At 34.0% G+C, this 18,709-nt stretch carries 15 protein-coding genes and 1 pseudogene; 7 read left to right on the top strand and 9 right to left on the bottom strand.

Annotated features, from left to right (window positions below):
- From KAR88_RS03825 to ppk2, 4 genes are all read right to left on the bottom strand, one after another.
- On the bottom strand, window positions 1-1,926 hold the full coding sequence (locus KAR88_RS03825) for an ABC transporter permease (RefSeq protein WP_002787343.1): 1,926 nt from the start codon (window positions 1,924-1,926) through the stop codon (window positions 1-3).
- Window positions 1,926-3,098: an efflux RND transporter periplasmic adaptor subunit gene (locus KAR88_RS03820; protein ID WP_002787335.1), complete on the bottom strand. Its 1,173-nt coding sequence runs from the start codon at window positions 3,096-3,098 to the stop codon at window positions 1,926-1,928. Before KAR88_RS03820 ends, KAR88_RS03825 begins: the two co-directional genes overlap by 1 nt.
- 81 nt (window positions 3,099-3,179) lie before the next feature.
- Complete coding sequence (locus tag KAR88_RS03815; protein WP_057992405.1) at window positions 3,180-4,370, bottom strand: M20 family metallopeptidase; 1,191 nt, start codon at window positions 4,368-4,370, stop codon at window positions 3,180-3,182.
- 4 nt (window positions 4,371-4,374) lie between these two features.
- Complete coding sequence (gene ppk2 / locus KAR88_RS03810) at window positions 4,375-5,256, bottom strand: polyphosphate kinase 2 (RefSeq protein ID WP_002776266.1); 882 nt, start codon at window positions 5,254-5,256, stop codon at window positions 4,375-4,377.
- 94 nt (window positions 5,257-5,350) lie between these two features.
- Between ppk2 and KAR88_RS03805 the strand changes: the two genes are divergently transcribed.
- From KAR88_RS03805 to KAR88_RS03790, 4 genes and pseudogenes are all read left to right on the top strand, one after another.
- Window positions 5,351-7,051, top strand: a complete 1,701-nt coding sequence (locus tag KAR88_RS03805; RefSeq protein ID WP_060785225.1) for a protein-disulfide reductase DsbD — start codon at window positions 5,351-5,353, stop codon at window positions 7,049-7,051.
- 15 nt (window positions 7,052-7,066) lie between these two features.
- A pseudogene (locus KAR88_RS03800) lies at window positions 7,067-7,678 on the top strand (MOSC domain-containing protein); the annotation flags it as partial.
- A 50-nt stretch (window positions 7,679-7,728) separates the two neighbouring features.
- Entirely contained in the window at window positions 7,729-9,072 is a 1,344-nt protein-coding gene (locus tag KAR88_RS03795) for a sodium-dependent transporter (protein WP_002790053.1), read from the top strand.
- Window positions 9,073-9,353: 281 nt separating this feature from the next.
- Window positions 9,354-10,604: a major outer membrane protein gene (locus KAR88_RS03790; RefSeq protein WP_192801262.1), complete on the top strand. Its 1,251-nt coding sequence runs from the start codon at window positions 9,354-9,356 to the stop codon at window positions 10,602-10,604.
- Between the two features lie 139 nt (window positions 10,605-10,743).
- Here KAR88_RS03790 and dnaJ read toward each other — a convergent pair whose 3' ends face one another.
- Window positions 10,744-11,868 carry a molecular chaperone DnaJ gene (gene dnaJ, locus KAR88_RS03785; RefSeq protein ID WP_057030687.1) on the bottom strand — a complete coding sequence of 375 codons (1,125 nt, stop codon included), beginning with the start codon at window positions 11,866-11,868 and terminating at the stop codon, window positions 10,744-10,746.
- Between the two features lie 146 nt (window positions 11,869-12,014).
- Between dnaJ and KAR88_RS03780 the strand changes: the two genes are divergently transcribed.
- Genes KAR88_RS03780 through recR form a run of 3 tightly spaced genes read left to right on the top strand, consistent with a single transcriptional unit; the run spans window position 12,015 to window position 14,498 of the window.
- Complete coding sequence (locus tag KAR88_RS03780) at window positions 12,015-12,686, top strand: response regulator transcription factor (RefSeq protein WP_002776259.1); 672 nt, start codon at window positions 12,015-12,017, stop codon at window positions 12,684-12,686.
- Complete coding sequence (locus KAR88_RS03775; RefSeq protein ID WP_002776258.1) at window positions 12,683-13,933, top strand: ArsS family sensor histidine kinase; 1,251 nt, start codon at window positions 12,683-12,685, stop codon at window positions 13,931-13,933. Before KAR88_RS03780 ends, KAR88_RS03775 begins: the two co-directional genes overlap by 4 nt.
- Window positions 13,923-14,498 (top strand): recombination mediator RecR, encoded by a 576-nt coding sequence (recR, locus tag KAR88_RS03770; protein ID WP_002776257.1) that lies wholly within the window; start codon window positions 13,923-13,925, stop codon window positions 14,496-14,498. Before KAR88_RS03775 ends, recR begins: the two co-directional genes overlap by 11 nt.
- A 1-nt stretch (window position 14,499) precedes the next feature.
- Here recR and KAR88_RS03765 read toward each other — a convergent pair whose 3' ends face one another.
- From KAR88_RS03765 to KAR88_RS03750, 4 genes are read right to left on the bottom strand one after another with little or no spacing between them, the layout of a single operon-like run.
- Window positions 14,500-15,033, bottom strand: coding sequence for a HyaD/HybD family hydrogenase maturation endopeptidase (locus KAR88_RS03765; RefSeq protein ID WP_002780939.1), 534 nt, complete (start codon window positions 15,031-15,033; stop codon window positions 14,500-14,502).
- Window positions 15,030-15,722, bottom strand: coding sequence for a Ni/Fe-hydrogenase, b-type cytochrome subunit (cybH, locus tag KAR88_RS03760; protein WP_002787327.1), 693 nt, complete (start codon window positions 15,720-15,722; stop codon window positions 15,030-15,032). Before cybH ends, KAR88_RS03765 begins: the two co-directional genes overlap by 4 nt.
- 11 nt (window positions 15,723-15,733) lie before the next feature.
- On the bottom strand, window positions 15,734-17,449 hold the full coding sequence (locus KAR88_RS03755; protein WP_002776252.1) for a nickel-dependent hydrogenase large subunit: 1,716 nt from the start codon (window positions 17,447-17,449) through the stop codon (window positions 15,734-15,736).
- A 5-nt stretch (window positions 17,450-17,454) separates the two neighbouring features.
- Window positions 17,455-18,594, bottom strand: a complete 1,140-nt coding sequence (locus KAR88_RS03750; protein WP_002776249.1) for a hydrogenase small subunit — start codon at window positions 18,592-18,594, stop codon at window positions 17,455-17,457.
- Window positions 18,595-18,709: the final 115 nt, after the last annotated feature.

The raw sequence follows: 18,709 nt of genomic DNA, 5'->3' as shown, positions 1-18,709 counted from the left end.
TTATTCCTTTGATAAGGCGCTAATAGGATTTAAATTGGCTGCATTTCTTGCAGGGAAAAATCCAAAAATAACCCCAATTAAAACAGAACTTAATAAACCCAAAAGCACAGAATACGCATTTAAAATCATAGGAAAATCAGTGCTTAGAGTATTAAAACCAAAAATCACAAAAACAGAAAGCAAAACTCCTAAAATCGCACCCATAGAACATATCATCACCGCTTCGATTAAAAACTGCATCATGATATCCTCTCTTCTAGCGCCTATTGCCATACGAATTCCTATTTCTCTTGTTCTTTCACTCACCGAAACAAGCATGATATTCATCACGCCTATACCCCCAACAATCAAAGCAATCACCGCCACCGAAGCCGTAAGTATGGTAGTCGTGCGTTTATTTGCTGTGATAGCTTGCTTAAAGGTATCAGAATTAAAAGTGAAAAAATCCCTTTGTCCGCGTTTGATTTCTAGAATTCTAATGACAGCATTTTCAGCCAAAGTAGAACTCACATCATCCTTTACTTTTACTATAATTTCACGCAAATTTCTATCGCCTGTAAGCTTATTCATCAGCGTAGTATAAGGCATATAAAGGCGCACTACATTATCTTCTATAGGCTTTTCTGTATCTTTTTGTAAAACTCCTATGATTTTAAAGGGTTGAGAATTAAAAATCACCACACGCCCTAAAACATCTTCACTCTTTTGGCGAGGGAAAAGATTTTTCTTAGCATTAAAATCAAGCACCGCTACATTAGCATTAGTTTCTATATCTTCATTATTTAAAATTCTACCCACTTGAAGTTTTAAACCCTCTATAGCAAAATTATTTACTCCCACTCCTTCAGCTCTAGCGCTTAAAGAAATATTCGTGTAAGTTGCCACGCCTGAAGTATTAGAGTGTGCATCTACTGCTTCTAAATAATCTAAACTTCTAAGCGTTTCTAAATCACTAAAATTAAGCCTTGTCTTACCCGAACGCAAATCCCCAAATCCCTTACCAGGACGAATTTCAATGGTATTAGTCCCAAGTCTTGCGATGGATTCTAAAACCTTAGCTTGAGAGCCAAGCCCTAAAGCTACTACGCACACAACCGAAGCTATACCTATAATAATCCCTAACATGGTTAAAATGGAACGAAGTTTGTGTGCAAGTATGGAAGAATAAGCTATTTTTAAACATTCAAAGGCTTGATTTTTAAGCAAGGTAAGAGTTTTTTTCTCTTTTGGCATACTTTTAACCTGTCCTTGATAAACAATCTTATCTTTTTTGCTATCGCTTAAAATCTCGCCGTCTTTGATTTCTATCACTCTTTTAGCTTGTGCTGCGATTTTTGGATCGTGTGTTACAAGCACTATGGTATGCCCTTGTGTATTTAATTTTTTTAAAATTTCAAGCACCATAATACCGCTTTTACTATCTAAAGCCCCTGTTGGCTCATCAGCTAAAATAAGCTCTCCTCCATTCATCAAAGCTCTAGCTATAGAAACACGCTGTTGCTGTCCTCCACTTAGCTCATTGGGCTTTGATTCTATCTTATGCTCAAGCTCTAAATTGCCTAAAAGTTCTTGGGCTCTAAAATTTCTTTCTTGTACTTTTTTACCCGCATAAACAGCAGGTAATGCGACATTATCATTTGCACTTAGAAGATTTAAAAGATTGTAGCGTTGAAAAATAAAGCCTATTTTTTCGCGTCTTAATCTCGCTTTTTCATCGCTATTAAGCTGGGTTACTTCATAATCATCAAAAATATAACTCCCACTACTTGGCTCATCTAAAGTGCCTATGATATTTAAAAGTGAAGTTTTTCCGCTCCCACTTTGTCCGATGATAGCGACAAATTCACCCTTTTCTATACTTAAACTTACATTTTTTAAAATGGCATTCTCGCCTATATTTTTACAAATATTGTTTAAGAAAATCATCAAAATCTCAATCTTAACTTAGGAGCAGCATTATCACCACTTGAACTTACTACTAGTAATTCACCCTCGCTTAAACCCTCTAAAATTTGAGTATTTACAGAATCTTTAATGCCTAATTTAACATATTTTTTTACTGCTTTTTGATCTTGCAAAATTTCAACATAATACCCTTTTGCGTCATTTTTGATTGCATAAGTAGGCACAGCAATAACATCTTTAGCACTTGCAACAACAATTTCATTTTGTATACTCATACCAATACGCAAAAAATCGTCTTTATTTGCCACATAAAATTTAGCATAATAATATATCGCATTATTAGAACTTGAACTTGAAGAGCTAGAACTTGAAGAGCCAGAACTCGTACTTGAATCACTGATTTGAGTATCTGCAGGATCTATACTTGCTATACTTGCCTGATAGGTTTTTTGAGGATCACTAAGCAAAGAAAAATCAAGCTCCGTGCCGATTTTTATCTTACCAACATCCGCTTCGGCTATCTCCATTCTTACTTCCATTTGATCTAAATTAGCTATGCGGACTATGGTTGGGGTATTTTGATTTGCATTGACAGTTTGCCCCTCATCAACTGCCACATTGATCACAACTCCATCCATAGGCGCAGTGATGGTTGTGTATCCTAAATCTTTTTGAGCGTTTTTAAGAGTAATTTCAAGCTGAACTACTTGAGCGTTAAGTTCTGCAACATTTGCCTTTAAAGTGTAAAAATTATTTTTTTGAGTTTCTAAATTTTCAAGAGAACTTGCCTTAGCAGCATAAAGCTTTTGTTCTCTTTGGTATTGTTTACTTGCGATTTCAAGGGCGACTTTTTTACTTTCTAGATTAGCCTTAGCACTTTCAAGCTGCGCCTTTGTGATATCTAAATCATTTTGCTGTTTATCTTTATCAATTTGCGCGATCAAATCACCCTGTTTTACATGCGAACCCACATCCACATAAAGCTTAATGATTTGCCCGCTTACTTGAGCACCCACATCAACTTGATCTTTAGCATAAACCTTCCCCACTGCTTCTATAGTTTGAGAAATATCTATTTTTTTAACCTTTTGGGTAAGATAGGTGATTTTTTCATTATCATTAAAAAATATAAAATAAGCGCCCACTCCAAAAAGTGCTAAAATCACCACAATCAAAACGACCCTATTTTTCATTCTAAACCTTAAATTAAAAAATAAATCTCGCAATTGTATCTATACAAAGTGAATTTTTTGTGAATTTTTAAATTCATATTTTTAAGAATTTAAAAATTCTAAAGCCATCATACTATCGCCTTGCATTAAGACTTTTAAATTTTCATCTTCCCAGCAAAAAGTAGAGCTATGGTGTAAGGTAGGATTTTTCAAATCCTTTGAAATACCCACAAAAACATAAGCACCCATTCTTTCACGCGTTAAAAAAGCAAAATCCTCAGCTCCCATATCAGGCTTAGCTACGCTAATGATATTTTGCTCGCCCAATACCTTGCCAAAAGCTTTTCTAGCTATTTTTGCAGCATTTTCATCATTGATTAAAGGAGGATATTCTCTTTTATAATCAAGCTTAAAATCACCCCCAAATTCTAAAGCAACAGCTCTAGCTGTATTTTCTATAGAACTTTGTAAAAGTTTTTGATTTTCATCACTTAAAAAACGCACCGTTCCTTGCAAGATAGCATTTTGTGGGATCACATTAAAGGTTGTCCCCGCATGAAATTTCCCTATGGTGATAACCCCTGCATCCACAGGTCTTAAACGCCTTGAAATGATACATTGTACATCACTGACAAATTTGCTTGCCATTACTATAGGATCGATAGTCGTATGAGGGTGCGCTCCGTGTCCGCCTTTCCCTATAAATTCAAGATCAAAAACATCAACCCCTGCCATCATCTCACCGCTTACAATTTGAGCAGTATTTTCAAGCAAAGGCCCCCACAAATGGCATCCAAAAACTGCATCCACATGAGGATTTTCAAGTATGCCTGCTTCTATCATAGGCTTAGCACCCCCGCTTCCTTCTTCAGCAGGCTGAAACATAAATTTAATCGTTCCACTAAATTCATCTCTTAATTCATTTAAGATCAAAACCGCTCCTAAAAGCCCTGCTGTGTGTCCATCGTGACCACATGCATGCATTTTTCCATTGATTTTTGAAGCATAACTAAGATTTGTTTGCTCTTGCACAGGCAAAGCATCCATATCCGCTCTTAAAAGCACGCATTGAGCTTTTTTAGTGCTTGGTTTTCTTCCTTCTATGCTTGCTAAAATTCCTGTTTTAGCTATATTTTTCTCATACTTAATGCCATATTCATCTAAAATTTCACATACCAATCTTGCTGTATTTTCCTCTTCAAATTCAAGTTCAGGGTGCATGTGAATTTGATGTCTTAAATTGACAATTTTTTCATAGTATTTATCACTTAAATTTTTAACGCGTTCTAACATAGTTTTAGTCCAAATCCTTTATTTTTTCATCTGCTTTTTTATTGTCTATTTTTTCCAAATTTGCTTCCATTTTACGAATTTCTTCTTCGCCACTTCTTACTAAATCTTGATCAATCTTTGAAAAATCTCCAATTTTTTTATCCGCATAATCCACTTTTGACAATATAAAACGCAATAAATTAAGCCTTGCTTTTTTCTTATCATCTGAAGAAATGATAGTCCATGGACAGGTTGGGGTATTGGATGCTAAAAGCATGGAATACTTTGCTAAGGTGTATTTATCCCATAATTCTTGAGATTTTTGATCCACAGGAGAAAGTTTGTATTGTTTTAAAGGATCAATGCGGCGTTTTTCAAAGCGTTTTTTTTGCTCCTCTTTAGAAACAGAAAAATAAAATTTAAAAAACATCAAATTGCTATTTGATATCATATTTTCAAACAAAGGCACCTCTCTTAAAAAGTCTTTATGTTGCTGTGGAGTACAAAAACCCATTACAGGCTCTACTCCTGCGCGGTTATACCAAGATCTATCAAAGATCACAATCTCACCTGCAGAAGGCAAATGCGTTACATAGCGTTGAAAATACCACTGCGTTTTTTCAACATCGCTAGGTTTTTCAAGAGCTACCACACGACATCCCCTAGGATTTAAATACTCTATCAAACGCTTTATCGCACCGCCCTTGCCTGCTGCATCGCGTCCTTCTATAAGTATAAGCACTTTTAAACCCTTTGCTTTTACATAATTTTGAAATTTCAAAAGCTCGATTTGTAGATTTTTTAAATCTTTTTCATATTCTATAGTGCTTTTTTTCTTTTTAACAGAAACATAAATTTCATCCTTTTTTGTTTCCTCTTGAATCTTTGCTGGAACTTTTTCTTGCATGAGCAACCTTTATAAAATATTTAAAGCAAATTTACCATAACAAACTATAATTCACATTAAAATCACAAATTTTACATTTAAGCCTAGGATGACAATGCGTTTTATTTTTACACTTTTATTCACTTGTTATTTTTTATTTGCCTCTGTTTTATCTTTAAATGAAGCCTTTGAAGTAAAATCGAGTTCTTATGATAGCGCTGTATCAATCGATATCAAATTAGGAAAAGATATTTATCTTTATTCTAATCAACTTAAACTCTATCTCAATCAAAACGATATCAGCTCTTTAATCAATCTCCCACCTAGCACCCAAAGACTCAATGAAAAAGTGTATTATCAAGATTTAAATCTAGCCTTGCCTAACCTACTACTTGAGCGTTTTGCACAAAATCAAAACAATCAAATCAAACTCCAATTCCAAGGCTGCTCCGAACAAGGCTTATGCTACAATCCTCAAACTTGGTATTTTGATCTAAAACACAAAGATAATAAATTTGAAATTTCAGCCCCTTATAAAGAAAAGCAAAAAACCTTGAGTGCAAAATCCGAAGAAAGTATGATTGCAAATTTCTTAGCCACAGATAATCTTTTTTGGATCTTACTAAGCTTTTTAGGCTATGGACTTTTACTTTCACTTACTCCTTGCATTTTGCCGATGATTCCTATATTATCTTCACTCATCGTAGCTAAAAGCGAAACAAAATTTTCTAAAAAGCACAGCTTCTTTTTATCTTTTATTTATGTATTTTTTATGTCTTTAGCCTATGCTATTGCCGGAGTTATAGCGAGTTTTTTAGGAGCAAGCGTTCAAGGACTTTTGCAAAAACCTAGTGTTTTGATCTTTTTTGCGCTAATTTTTGTATTGCTTGCTTTGGCAATGTTTGAAAGCTTTCGCTTTGAACTGCCTTTAAAATTTCAAAATTTTCTCCACAAAAAAAGTGAAAAAGGCAAAGGAGTGCTAGGTATAGCCATCATGGGCTTTTTATCGGCTCTTATCGTAGGTCCTTGTGTAGCTGCTCCTTTAACCGGTGCTTTGATCTACATAGCCAACACAGGCGATGCACTTTTAGGAGCTAGTGCCCTTTTTATCATGAGCTTTGGCATGGGAATTCCTTTGCTTTTCATTGGTTTAGGTCTTGGCTTTTTAAAGGCGGGAGCTTGGATGCAAAAAGTAAAAATTTTCTTTGGCTTTGTTATGCTAGCTATGGCTATTTGGATACTTTCTCGTATCATTGAAACAAGATATATTTTGATCGCTTTTGGAATTTTGGGCGTATTTTTTAGTGTATTTATGGGAATTTTTGAACAAGCTTTTAATGCAGTAGCTAAGATTAAAAAAAGCTTATTGATTTTGGTTTTGGCTTATTCTTTAAGTATATTTTTAGGCGGAATCTTTGGCGCAAAAAATTTCTTAAATCCTTTAAATTTAAACCAAAACATGCCCTTAAATTCTTTAAAATTAAATTATAATTTTATCAACAATCTTGACACTCTTCAAAAAGAGATTAAAACTAGCACCCGCCCTATCATGTTTAACTTTACAGCATCTTGGTGTGAAAATTGCAAACTCTTAGATGAGCTTACTTTTAGCGACGAAAGAATTCAAGAAAAACTCAAAAATTTTCATTTAATCAAAATTGATCTCACTCAAAACAGCGACAAAGACTTAGAAATTATGAAAGAATTTGGTGTTTTTGGCCCACCGGTTTTGATATTTTTTGAAAAAGGCAAAGAAAATCTTAGAATCACTGGTTTTATCAGTGCACATGATTTGTTACAAAAGTTAGAAAAATGAAACTCAAAAGCTTGTGCTTTTATAAAAGATCTTTATTTAGAAGAAGTAGATATCAATTCTTTAGGTATTCTTAACGATAACATAGCCGATACAAAACATCACGGCGGAAAAAATAAAGCCTTATTTGCAAATTCTTATCATAACTACGCCCTTTGGGAAAATTTTCTTGGAAAAAAACTTGCATGCGGTATGATGGGAGAAAATTTAACCCTTGAAAATTTACACGAACAAAATGTTTGTATAGGCGATATACACCGATTTGAAAATGCTATTTTGCAAGTAAGCGAACCGCGCAAACCTTGTGTTAAAATTTCAAAAGTCCATCAAAATCCAAATTTCACACAAGAAATTTTTAAAACAGGATTAAGTGGGTGGTATTATCGTGTTTTAGAGGGTAAAAAAATCCATGCTCATTCTAAAATCGAGCTTATAGAAAAAAATCCTATAAATTTAAGCGTCCTAGAACTCAATCATTTATTTTACAACCCCCATCAAGCACTCAAACAAAATCCAAGCTTGCTTGAAAAATTAAGCAAACTCGATACACTGATTTCACAAAATTGGCACGAAACTATACAAAAACGCTTAAAAAATACCTATGATTTAGACTATATGCAAAATTTATAATTTTTTAAAGTATTCTTAGGCTACAATTTAATTTTTTTGAAAGGATAAGCATGCAAAGACAAACATGGAGTAGCACTCTTACTTATATTTTAACCGTCGCAGGAGCAACCATAGGTTTTGGTGCGACTTGGCGTTTTCCCTATCTTGTAGGAGAAAATGGGGGTGGTGCTTATGTTTTAGTATTTTGCGTAGCAATGATACTCATTGGCATTCCTGTTATCTTAGCTGAAAATGTCATCGGTAGAAAATCCATGACAAACAGCGTCGACGCTTTTAAGGGCAAATGGAAATTTGTAGGCTATATGGGGCTTTTGGGTAGTTTTGGTATCATGGCTTATTATATGGTTTTAGGCGGCTGGGTTTTTGTTTATATTTTTGAGTTGATCATAGGGAATTTCAATCTTTCCCATACCATAACCAAAGATTTTACCGAGTATTTTTTTAATGAAAAAATTTCTTTCAATCCTTTAGGCGTAGGAATTTTTACTACACTTTTTGTTCTTATTAATTATATCATTTTAAGGCGTGGCATTATAGATGGTATAGAAAAATCAGTTAAATTCCTCATGCCTTTGCTTTTCATTTGTCTTATACTGGTTGTAGGACGCAACTTAAGCCTTGAAGGTGCTATAAATGGTGTAAAATTTTATCTTACGCCTGATTTTGACAAAATTCTATCCCCAAAACTACTCATCGATGTTCTAGGACAAGTCTTTTTTGCACTTTCTCTGGGTTTTGGCGTGATGATCACCCTTTCATCTCATCTTAGCAAAAATGAAAACATGGCAAAAACCGCCATTTATACAGGAGTTTTAAACACTCTTATCGCCGTACTAGCAGGCTTTATGATCTTTCCTGCACTTTTTGCAGCAGGACTTGAGCCCGATAAAGGACCTTCTTTAGTGTTTCAAACCCTGCCTATTGCATTTTCTCATATCCACTTTGGGACTATCATTTGCATTTTATTTTTTATACTTTTACTCATCGCAGCATTAACAACGAGCTTGCCTATATACCAAGTTATCATCAGTGTTTTAGAAGAAAAATTCAAACTTTCTAAAAAAACAGCTATTAATTTAACCCTAGGTTCGATTTTCATACTAGGAAACATTCCTTGTATACTCACTTATGGACCTTGGAGAGATATTACTCTTATCAAAGGGAAAAATATTTTTGATAGTTTTGATTTTATCAGTGGAAATATTTTATTTGTTTTAACAGCCTTTTTTTGCTGCATTTATGTGGGCTGGGTTCTTGGCAAAGAGCAAAGCATAAAAGAGCTTAGCAATGAAGGTAAATTAAAAAGCATGGGATTTAAAATTTGGTTTTATTATATTAAATTCATCATACCTTTGATCATTTTTGCGATTTTCATTTATGGAATTGCGAATTAATTTTTTATAAATATAAACATAAGAGAATTAAATTTTCATCTTTTATGTTTGATTACTTCTCATTTACTTTTAAGACTTATACTTCCAAATGAACCGAAAACATTCATAAGAAAAACTCCTTAATATAGGCCTAGTAAATACCAAGCTAGGCCTATTTTTATTATATTTTCCACTCTAAAAATTTAGAATTTTTATTATTTTAAGTGCTTTTTAAGAAAAAACTATAGATTTATGTGCTACAATTACAGCGTTTTATTTAATTTTAAACAAGGAGAATTCTCATGAAACTAGTTAAACTTAGTTTAGTAGCAGCTCTTGCTGCAGGTGCTTTCTCAGTGGCGAATGCTACTCCACTTGAAGAAGCGATCAAAGATATCGATGTATCAGGTGTTTTAAGATATAGATACGAAACAAGCAATGAGTGGAGCGATATCAATGGTGTAGCTCAAAATGAAGGTAGCGGTATCTCTGGAAAACAAGATCACAAATACAGAGCTCAACTTAACTTCAGCGGTGCTATAGCAGACAACTTCAAAGCTTTCGTTCAACTTGACTACAATGCAAAAGATGGTGGTTATGGAACAAATAATGATTCTACAACTCGTGCGTATACAGCAGATAATTCATCAACATTGAATGTTCGCCAATTATACTTAACTTACACAGATGAAAATGTAGCTACAAGTGTAATCCTAGGTAAACAACAACTCAACACTATCTGGACTGATAATGCAATCGATGGTTTAGTAGGAACAGGTGTTAAAGTAGTAAACAACAGCATTGATGGTTTAACCCTAGCTGCTTTTGCTGTAGATAGCTATAACAGCGATGAGCAAGGTGGAGAATTAGGCAGAGTTTTAAATTTCAATGAAAATCTTTATGGTGCTGCAGCTATCGGTTCTTATGAAGTATTTAATGGTCAATTAAACCCACAATTATGGTTAGCTTATATGACTGACAATGCTTTCTTCTATGCCTTAGATGCAGCTTATAACACTACTATCTTTGATGGGGTAAATTGGACTCTTGAAGGTGCTTATTTAGGAAACAGTCTTGATAATGAGCGCAAAGATCTTGGAAATGGAAATGGTAACTTCTTTGCTTTAAACGGTAGTATTGAAGTAAATGGTTGGGATGCAACTCTTGGTGGTTTATACTACGGTAAAAAAGATAAAGCTACCGTAACTGTAATCGAAGATCAAGGTAATCTTGGCTCTTTACTTGCAGGTGAGGAAATTTTCTATACAAATGGTTCAAAACTAAATGGTGACACTGGTAGAAATATCTTCGGATTTGTTAAAGCAGGTTATACTTTCAACGAAACAGTTCGTTTAGGTGCTGACTTCGTATACGGTGGAACTAAAACAGAAAATCGTTCTGGTGGAGACAAACTTGAAGCAGTTGCAAGAGTAGATTATAAATACTCTCCAAAACTTAACTTCTCAGCATTCTATTCTTATGTAAATGTTGATAAAGATACAGATAGCACTCATCATGATGCTGTAAGACTTCAAGCTCTTTACAAATTCTAAGAAGCTCTAAAGTCTAAGCTCAAGGTGGAGTTTTACTCCACCTTTTTTTATGCCTTATTTTTAAAACTTAAATTTATATAAAATATCTTTCTAACTTAAATTCAAAGGAATTTTCCCAAGCTAAAAAGCTTGAAGAAAATTAAGATTTAAACCAATGAGTTATTTTTTCAAACAATCCTTTTTGTTCATGATGCATACCATCTTTTATCCCAAAACTTTCGCTGAGTTTTTCTAAAAGTTCTTTTTGCTCATCATTGAGTGAATTTGGAAATTTGATAGCAATTTGCACGATTTGATTGCCTATGCGAGAAGAATGCACATCTTTTACACCCTCTCTTTCAAGCACAAATCTTTGCCCATCCTTTGCACCCTTTGGCAAATTTAAAGTCGCTTCCCCTCGTATCGTAGGCACCTTTATACTTTGTCCTAATATAGCTTGGGTAAAAAATACCGGAAATTCTATATAAATATCCTCATCATCTCTTATAAAAGTATCATCCTCTTCAACGATAACCTTTACATACAAATCCCCTCTATTGCCACTTTTGCTAAGATTGCCTTTAGCTGCAACTCTTAAATTCATCCCATTGTCTATACCTTCAGGGATGTTTACTTCTACACTATCCTTAAGCTCTTCATAGCCCCTACCCTTACAATCTTTACATTTCTCACTTGCACTTTCTCCACTCCCCTTACAATCAGGACAAGTTTGCGCAAAAGTGATAAAACCTTGAGAAATTCCTACTTGTCCCCTGCCCTTACATTTTGGACAAGTTTGAAGTTTTCCATCCTTAGCTCCTGTTCCGCTACAAGTTTTACATGAAGATTTGTAAGTAAAATCTATATTTTTTTTACAGCCAAATACCGCTTCTTTAAAACTAAGTTTTAAATTTACTACAAGTTCAGCTTGAAATTTTTCATCACTTGATTTTTTGCGGCGTTGCGATGCTCCACTAAAACCGCCACCAAAAATACTAGAAAAAATATCACCCAAATCTTCAAAGCCACCAAAACCTGCTCCCCCTGATCCAAAGCCACCGCCTTTTAAAGCATCTTTGCCATATCTATCATAAATAGCGCGTTTTTCTTCATTGCTTAAAACTTCATAAGCTTCATTTACAAGCTTGAATTTATCTTCGGCTTCTTTATCTCCTTGATTTCTATCAGGGTGGTATTTTAAAGCCATTTTTCTATAAGCTTTTTTAATGGTATCTTTATCAGCACTCTGAGTAATTTCTAAAATTTCATAGTAGCTTAACTCCATATTTTTCCTTTAAATAATAAAATATTTATAAAATTTGTAAAAATAAAAAATATAATTTTAGCAAAAATAAACTCAATAATTTATCAAAATTTAAATAAAATTATGTAAATATATAAATCTTACCATAAATAATAAAGGATAACAAAATGATTAATGTGTTGATGATAGAAGATGATCCTGATTTTGCCCAATTATTGTCAGAATATTTAACTCAGTTTAATATCAAAATCACAAATTTTGAAAATCCTAAAGAAGCTTTAAATGTAGGTATACAAGGCTATGATTGTTTAATTTTAGATTTAACCTTACCTGGAATTGATGGCCTTGAAGTTTGTAGAGAAATCAGACAAAAATACAATATTCCTATCATCATTTCATCTGCTAGAGGAGATTTAAGCGATAAGGTTGTAGGGCTCCAAATTGGCGCGGATGATTATTTACCAAAACCTTACGATCCAAAAGAAATGCACGCAAGAATCATGAGTCTTATTCGTCGCACAAAAAGAGCTGAAAATACCAACAATGAAAATATCAATTCAGCTTTTAAAATCGATGAAAGAAAACACGAAATCACTTATCAAAACAAAGTCTTAACTCTAACCCCTGCGGAATATGAAATTTTAGAATATCTCATCCAGCAACACGGCTATAGTGTATCTAGAGAACAGCTTGTAAGTCGCTGTAAAAATCTTAAAGATAAAGATTCTAAAAGCCTTGATGTTATCATCGGTCGCTTAAGAACTAAGATAAATGATAGCTCTAAAGCTCCAAAACATATATTTTCAGTTAGAGGTATAGGATATAAGCTTATAGGATGACTAGAAATTATTCTATTTATACCAAACTTGTTATTTTATTTGTTGTAACTTTCTTTTTGGTTTGCGTTTTATTTATCGTGCTTTTAAAAATAGAAAGCAATACCTACAGCGAAGAAGAAGGTTTTAAACAAGAAAGTTTTATAAAAAATATCATCAATTCTTATGGCAATGCTTCTGGAGTGGATATAGGAGCTCATCTTAACAATAGTGGCTTTGTTGCTATACAAAATGATTATTTTGTAAAAATCGCAAGACTAGAAGGACAAAGCCTTTTTCGCGCAGGAAATGGAGAAAATGCCTGCACTCTCACCTCTTTAAAATATCAAAACAAACTCTATCTTGATGTCCAATGCAAAGACTTTAGCGCTTTATTTGAAGAAGATACTAACAATAGAGTTTATAATCTTTTGTTGATAGGCTTTTTCTTTTTTTCTTTTTTGGTTGTTTTTATGTATTTTTCAGTATTAAAATCCCTTGAACCACTTAAAAAATTAAGAAAACAGGTCGCAGAAGTGGCTAATGGCGGAAAAGCTGATTTTGAGAATTATCAAGAAGATGAAGTAGGTAAAATAGCCCTTGAATTTCAAAAAGCTTTTAAGAAAAATCAAGAACTCATACAATCAAGACAACTTTTTCTACGCACCATCATGCATGAGCTTAAAACGCCTATTGGAAAAGGTAGGATTATATCTGAAATGCTGCAAGAAGAAAAGCAGAAAGAAAGATTGATCGATATTTTTTTAAGAATGGATTCGTTGATTAATGAATTTGCCAAAATTGAAAATCTTTTTTCAAAAAACTACAATCTTCAGTTTAAACCTGTGCATTTTAGCACCATACTCAATGAAGCTAAAGATTATTTGATGCGTGATGATTTTAATAGAGTCGTCAAGCTCAATTTAAAACACGATGCCTTGATTAATGTAGATATGGAAATTTTTCCTTTGATTTTAAAAAATCTCATTGATAATGCTTTAAAATATTCTAGCAATGGAACTTGTGAGCTTTATTGCTGTAAAGAATGTTTTGTGATAAAAAATCCTGGCAATCCATTAAGAGAACCTATAGAGCATTATTTTGAGGCTTTTACACGCGAACCATATCAGAAAGTCAAAGGTATGGGCTTAGGACTTTATATCGTTTTTGAAGTATGCAAACTGCATAATTTTGATATTATTTATTTTTACGAAGAAGGTAAGCATTGTTTTAAAATTTTTTTCGGAGTAAAAACAAACAATGACGCATAAGGGTATAGAAAAATTTAACGAACTTGTAGAAAGTTTTGCAAAATTACCCACTATCGGTAAAAAAACTGCTATTCGCCTTGCTTATCATATTTGCACAGGAAATCAACTCGAAGGTATGAAGCTCGCACACAATATAGAAAATGCTATACGTTTTATAAAACCCTGTCAACAATGCGGGTCTTTAAGCGAAAACGAACTTTGTGAAATTTGCACCGATGATGAAAGGGATAAAAATTGCTTATGTATAGTGCAAAGCCCTAAAGATGTTTTGGTTATAGAAGAGAGTAAAAGTTATGGGGGCTTGTATTTTGTTTTAGATGAATTAAACGATGAAAAGCTTGCTCAATTAAGACAAATGATACTAAAATTACAAAGCAAAGAACTCATTTTTGCTTTCACTCATAATTTAAATTCCGATGCAATGATTTTTTATATAGAAGATAGGCTTAAAGATTTAAATTTACAATTTAGCAAAATCGCACAAGGTATTCCAAGTGGAGTAAATTTAGAAAATGTTGACTTTATATCTCTAAACAAAGCCATCAATTTTCGCACCAAAGTTTAAATCAGTTTTTATAAGAAATGTCAGCTAATTCCTGCAAAGAATGATTTGCTATTTTTTCATAACTAAAACCCTCTTTAGTTAAATACTCAAGCAAAGTTTTTTCCATAATTTCACCCGCGCTAACAATCTCTTGCGATAGAGTAAAACTCATAGGCTTGATACGCTTTGGAACACAAGCTAAAATTTGTGTATGAGGCAAATCTCCCATTAACTCCATATATTGTAAGGTTTGAAGCATTTCTACTTCGTGCGCACTACCACTCCAATTGATCTTTTTAGGCATTGCATCATAAGGAAAGAAAAATACATCGCCGATTTTTGAATCATCTGCATCTATACAATCAAGCACTATCATCTTATCATACTCTGCGATAATATAGCTAAGTTGCAAGGCCAAGGTGCCTCCATCGACAAAATCTAAGCTGTGATTTGAATGAGTGAATTTATAATTTTTTTCTAAAAGTTTGCAAAGATGAACGCCTATGCCTTCATCTGCAAACATAATATTTCCTATACCAAGGACAAGAAATTTCAATTTTTCTCTTCTTTAACAAATTTATAACCGCTAACTATAGCATCAATCGCACCATCTTTACCTTTGATCGCATTGAAAAATGCCATGTAGATATGAACGGGTACGAAGATTAAAATAACCCACATTAAAATTCTATGATAAGTTCTAACATCAGCCAAGCCTCCAAGTGCGGCTTCTAAAGGTCTTAACACTTCATACAACAATCCTCCCAAACCCTCATGGTAAGTATGAGTATAAAGAATCAATCCTGTTAAAATAATCCCCACCATAACAATATAGAAAAATATATAGGTTACAAACTGCAAAGGATTATAAACACCTTTTAGATGTGGATGCTTACCTAAAAATAGATAAAATTTAATCTGCTCTATCCATAATTTTGGATTAAATGCATCTACTATGCTGATACGCTCCTTACGACTTATCCTATCAAAAAAGAAAAGATAAACTTTAAAAATCACACAAGCAATCAAAACAAAGCCGACGGCTTGATGCACCATTCTGTATTTTGCTTGCATGAAATTAACTGGCTCACCATTACTTATAGGATTTTGAAAAACATAAGAAAGATAATATCCTGTTATAACCAAAACCACTATAGCAAAAGCTCTTACCCAATGTGTTAAACGCAAACCTATGCTAAATTCATATTCAGCCTTTCTTTGCAATTTTTCTTCTTTATTTTGCATAAAAGCCCCTTTTATAAACTCGCGTTTACTTTATATTCGCTTAGATTATTTCCCTTAGTATCCATTACATGCACCGCACAAGCAATACAAGGATCATAAGAGTGAATTTTTCTAATGATTTCAAGTGGTTGTTTTACATCAGCAATTTTTAATCCTATCAAACATTGCTCATAGCTTCCGCCTACGCCATTTGCGTCTTTTGGACTTGCATTCCAAGTAGAAGGAACAACTGCTTGCCAATTTTCTATCACTCCATTTTTAATCCTGCACCAATGACTTAGCGTTCCGCGTGGTACATGCCCCATATAGCGTCCTTTGTACTCTTTAGAATTATCGATCACATAAGGCGCACAAGTGCTCTCATCTACTTTTAAATTTTCTACTAAATTACGGAAGGCTTTTAAAGCATTATTAGCCACAATTTTTGCTTCCAAACAACGCGCAGCAGTTCTTCCAAGAGTGCTAAATACAGCATTTAAAGGAAGTCCTGTTTCTTTTAAAAACTCATCTACCACAGGAACAACATTTTGATTACCCTTAGCATAATTTACAACGATATTAGCCAAAGGTCCTACTTGCATAGGATTTCCTTCATAGCGTGGAGCCTTAATCCAGCTATATTTACCCTTAGTATCAAATACCTTAGAATGCACTGTATTTCCATGATGATCTACACTTTCACCCTCTACAAGCCCTGTATAATTTGGATTTGTTTTACCCTCATAAGGATGCAAAGGCTCATTATCTGCATACCAAGAATGGGTCGCTTCTTCAGTGATCTTATCTTCTTCTACTTCATATACCTTGCTTAAATCGCCATTTTTGATGATTCCGCTTTCAAATAGCCACTCATCTCTACCAAGCTGGAATTCTTGGAAAGTGTAAAGATTGTTTACCCCAATATCATTTAGCACACTAGGTTCATCTGCATAAGCTTTTCCCGCCATAACAAGATCAGGATAATACGCACGATTAACAAAGTCTTGCACTTCTTTGAATTTTTCCATATATTCACCCATTCTAGCAGGGCTTAGCAAATCCATAACGCAAGTTACACCACCAACGGTTAAGCTTTGTGGATGTGGATTTTTAGCACCAAAAATAGCCATACATTGAGCTATGATTCTTTGAATTCTTAAACACTCTAAATAATGCGATAAAACGATCAAATTTTGCTCTGGAGTTAAGCGATAAGTAGGATGACCATAATAAGCATTTGCAAAAGGTCCTAAATTTCCTTTATCTACAAAAGTTTTAAGTCTTTGTTGCACTTCAAGAAGTTTATCTGCACCTGTTGCATAAGGATTTGAAGTGTATTTAAAAGCCTCATCACTTGCTTTTTTAACATCAGCACTTAAAGCACTTACAACATCTGCCCAATCAAGCCCATGGAGTTGATAAAAATGTACGATATGATCGTGTAAGAAAAGCGCTGCATTCATTAAAGTTCTTGTTAAAAGCGCATTTAAAGGCGGAGTAATACCTAAAGCATTTTCAACAGCAACTATACCTGCTTTATAATGTGAAAAAGTACAAACTCCGCAAATTCTTTGCGTCATAAAACCCGCATCTCTTGGGTCACGCCCTTTAACAATGGTTTCAATACCACGCCACAAAGTAGAGCCCGCATAAGCTTCTTTTACCACATTGTTATCATCAACAACAACTTCAACCCTTAAGTGTCCTTCTATTCTTGTAATTGGATCTACTATTATCTTTTGACTCATGTATTTTATTCCTCATTCTTTTTCATGGATGCGATCACCGCATGCGCTGCGATAGCAACGCCTGTAAGCGTTAGAACACCTATGCCTATTTTATCTGATACATTATCAGCTCCTAATCCAAAAACAGTATCAAATTTACGACTTGCCATAGGCTCTTCAAAAGGTCCCATAGTATCCCAAAAATTTGGCTCAGAACAACCTATACAGCCATGTCCTGCTTGGATAGGCCAAGAAGTGTGTTGGTTAAATCTTTCTCTAGAGCAGTTATTAAAAGTATAAGGACCTTTACAACCTACTTTATAAAGACAATAACCATTTTTTGCACCCTCATCGCCAAAGTTTTGTACAAATTCACCCGCATCAAAATGTCCGCGTCTTTCACAAAGATCATGAATTCTTAAACCATAAGCCCATTTTGGTCTATTATAAACATCAAGCGCAGGTAACTCACCAAAAAGAAGATAATGTAAAACATTTCCTACTATGTTTTTTTCACTTGGCGGACAACCTGGCACGTTGATAACGGTTTTGCTTGTTACCTTGCTTAGAGGTTGAGCATTGCTTGGATTTGGTCTTGCAGCTTGAATTCCGCCAAAGCTCGAACAGGTTCCTATCGCAAAAATCGCCAAAGCATTTTCACTCGCTACTTTAGAAAGCTCATATCCACTCTTTCCATGTGGCCCTATGGTTAAAAAATTCTCTGTATCTCCCATAGGGATACCACCTTCAACCATTAAAATATACTTGTTTTTATATTTTTCAATGGCACTTTCTAAATTTTCTTCAGCCTGCCAACCCGCTGCAGCCATAACGGTTTCATGGTATTCTAAAGAAATATAATCAAATATTAAGCTATCAATAGTTGGAGTATCACTTCTTAATAAACTCTCGCTACAGCCCGTACATTCAGCCATATGAAGCCAAATCACAGGAAGTCTATCTGCAAGTTCTGCAGCTTTTGCCACCATAGGGGTAAAACTCGCTGGCAATGCTAAAAATGCTGTCATCGCCCCTGCCCATTTCATAAAATCTCTTCTAGTAAAGCCAGATCTTTCCAAAGCTTTTGGTATAGAATTTTCAGGATTTAAAGAAGGAAGTTTCTCAAGTGCGCTTAAACGGGACTCTATTTGATTATAATCAATCATTGAAATTCCTTAATTAATGTAATTTATTCCACTTAATAATAAAACAAAGCAAATTAAAAATGTATTAAAATTTAAATTTCAATAGAAAAATATAAACAAAACTTAAAGATATATT

This window comes from Campylobacter sp. JH23, assembly GCF_017846595.1.
GTDB classification, from domain to species: Bacteria; Campylobacterota; Campylobacteria; order Campylobacterales; family Campylobacteraceae; genus Campylobacter_D; species Campylobacter_D coli.
Note: the sequence above shows the minus strand (reverse complement) of the source record. Positions and strands in the feature narration are given on the sequence as shown.

Coding starts and splice junctions, on each gene's coding strand:
- KAR88_RS03825 (WP_002787343.1), bottom strand. CDS start 1,926: ATGATTTTCTTAAACAATATTTGTAAAAATATAGGCGAGAATGCCATT.
- KAR88_RS03820 (WP_002787335.1), bottom strand. CDS start 3,098: ATGAAAAATAGGGTCGTTTTGATTGTGGTGATTTTAGCACTTTTTGGA.
- KAR88_RS03815 (WP_057992405.1), bottom strand. CDS start 4,370: ATGTTAGAACGCGTTAAAAATTTAAGTGATAAATACTATGAAAAAATT.
- ppk2 (WP_002776266.1), bottom strand. CDS start 5,256: ATGCAAGAAAAAGTTCCAGCAAAGATTCAAGAGGAAACAAAAAAGGAT.
- KAR88_RS03805 (WP_060785225.1), top strand. CDS start 5,351: ATGCGTTTTATTTTTACACTTTTATTCACTTGTTATTTTTTATTTGCC.
- KAR88_RS03795 (WP_002790053.1), top strand. CDS start 7,729: ATGCAAAGACAAACATGGAGTAGCACTCTTACTTATATTTTAACCGTC.
- KAR88_RS03790 (WP_192801262.1), top strand. CDS start 9,354: ATGAAACTAGTTAAACTTAGTTTAGTAGCAGCTCTTGCTGCAGGTGCT.
- dnaJ (WP_057030687.1), bottom strand. CDS start 11,868: ATGGAGTTAAGCTACTATGAAATTTTAGAAATTACTCAGAGTGCTGAT.
- KAR88_RS03780 (WP_002776259.1), top strand. CDS start 12,015: ATGATTAATGTGTTGATGATAGAAGATGATCCTGATTTTGCCCAATTA.
- KAR88_RS03775 (WP_002776258.1), top strand. CDS start 12,683: ATGACTAGAAATTATTCTATTTATACCAAACTTGTTATTTTATTTGTT.
- recR (WP_002776257.1), top strand. CDS start 13,923: ATGACGCATAAGGGTATAGAAAAATTTAACGAACTTGTAGAAAGTTTT.
- cybH (WP_002787327.1), bottom strand. CDS start 15,722: ATGCAAAATAAAGAAGAAAAATTGCAAAGAAAGGCTGAATATGAATTT.
- KAR88_RS03755 (WP_002776252.1), bottom strand. CDS start 17,449: ATGAGTCAAAAGATAATAGTAGATCCAATTACAAGAATAGAAGGACAC.
- KAR88_RS03750 (WP_002776249.1), bottom strand. CDS start 18,594: ATGATTGATTATAATCAAATAGAGTCCCGTTTAAGCGCACTTGAGAAA.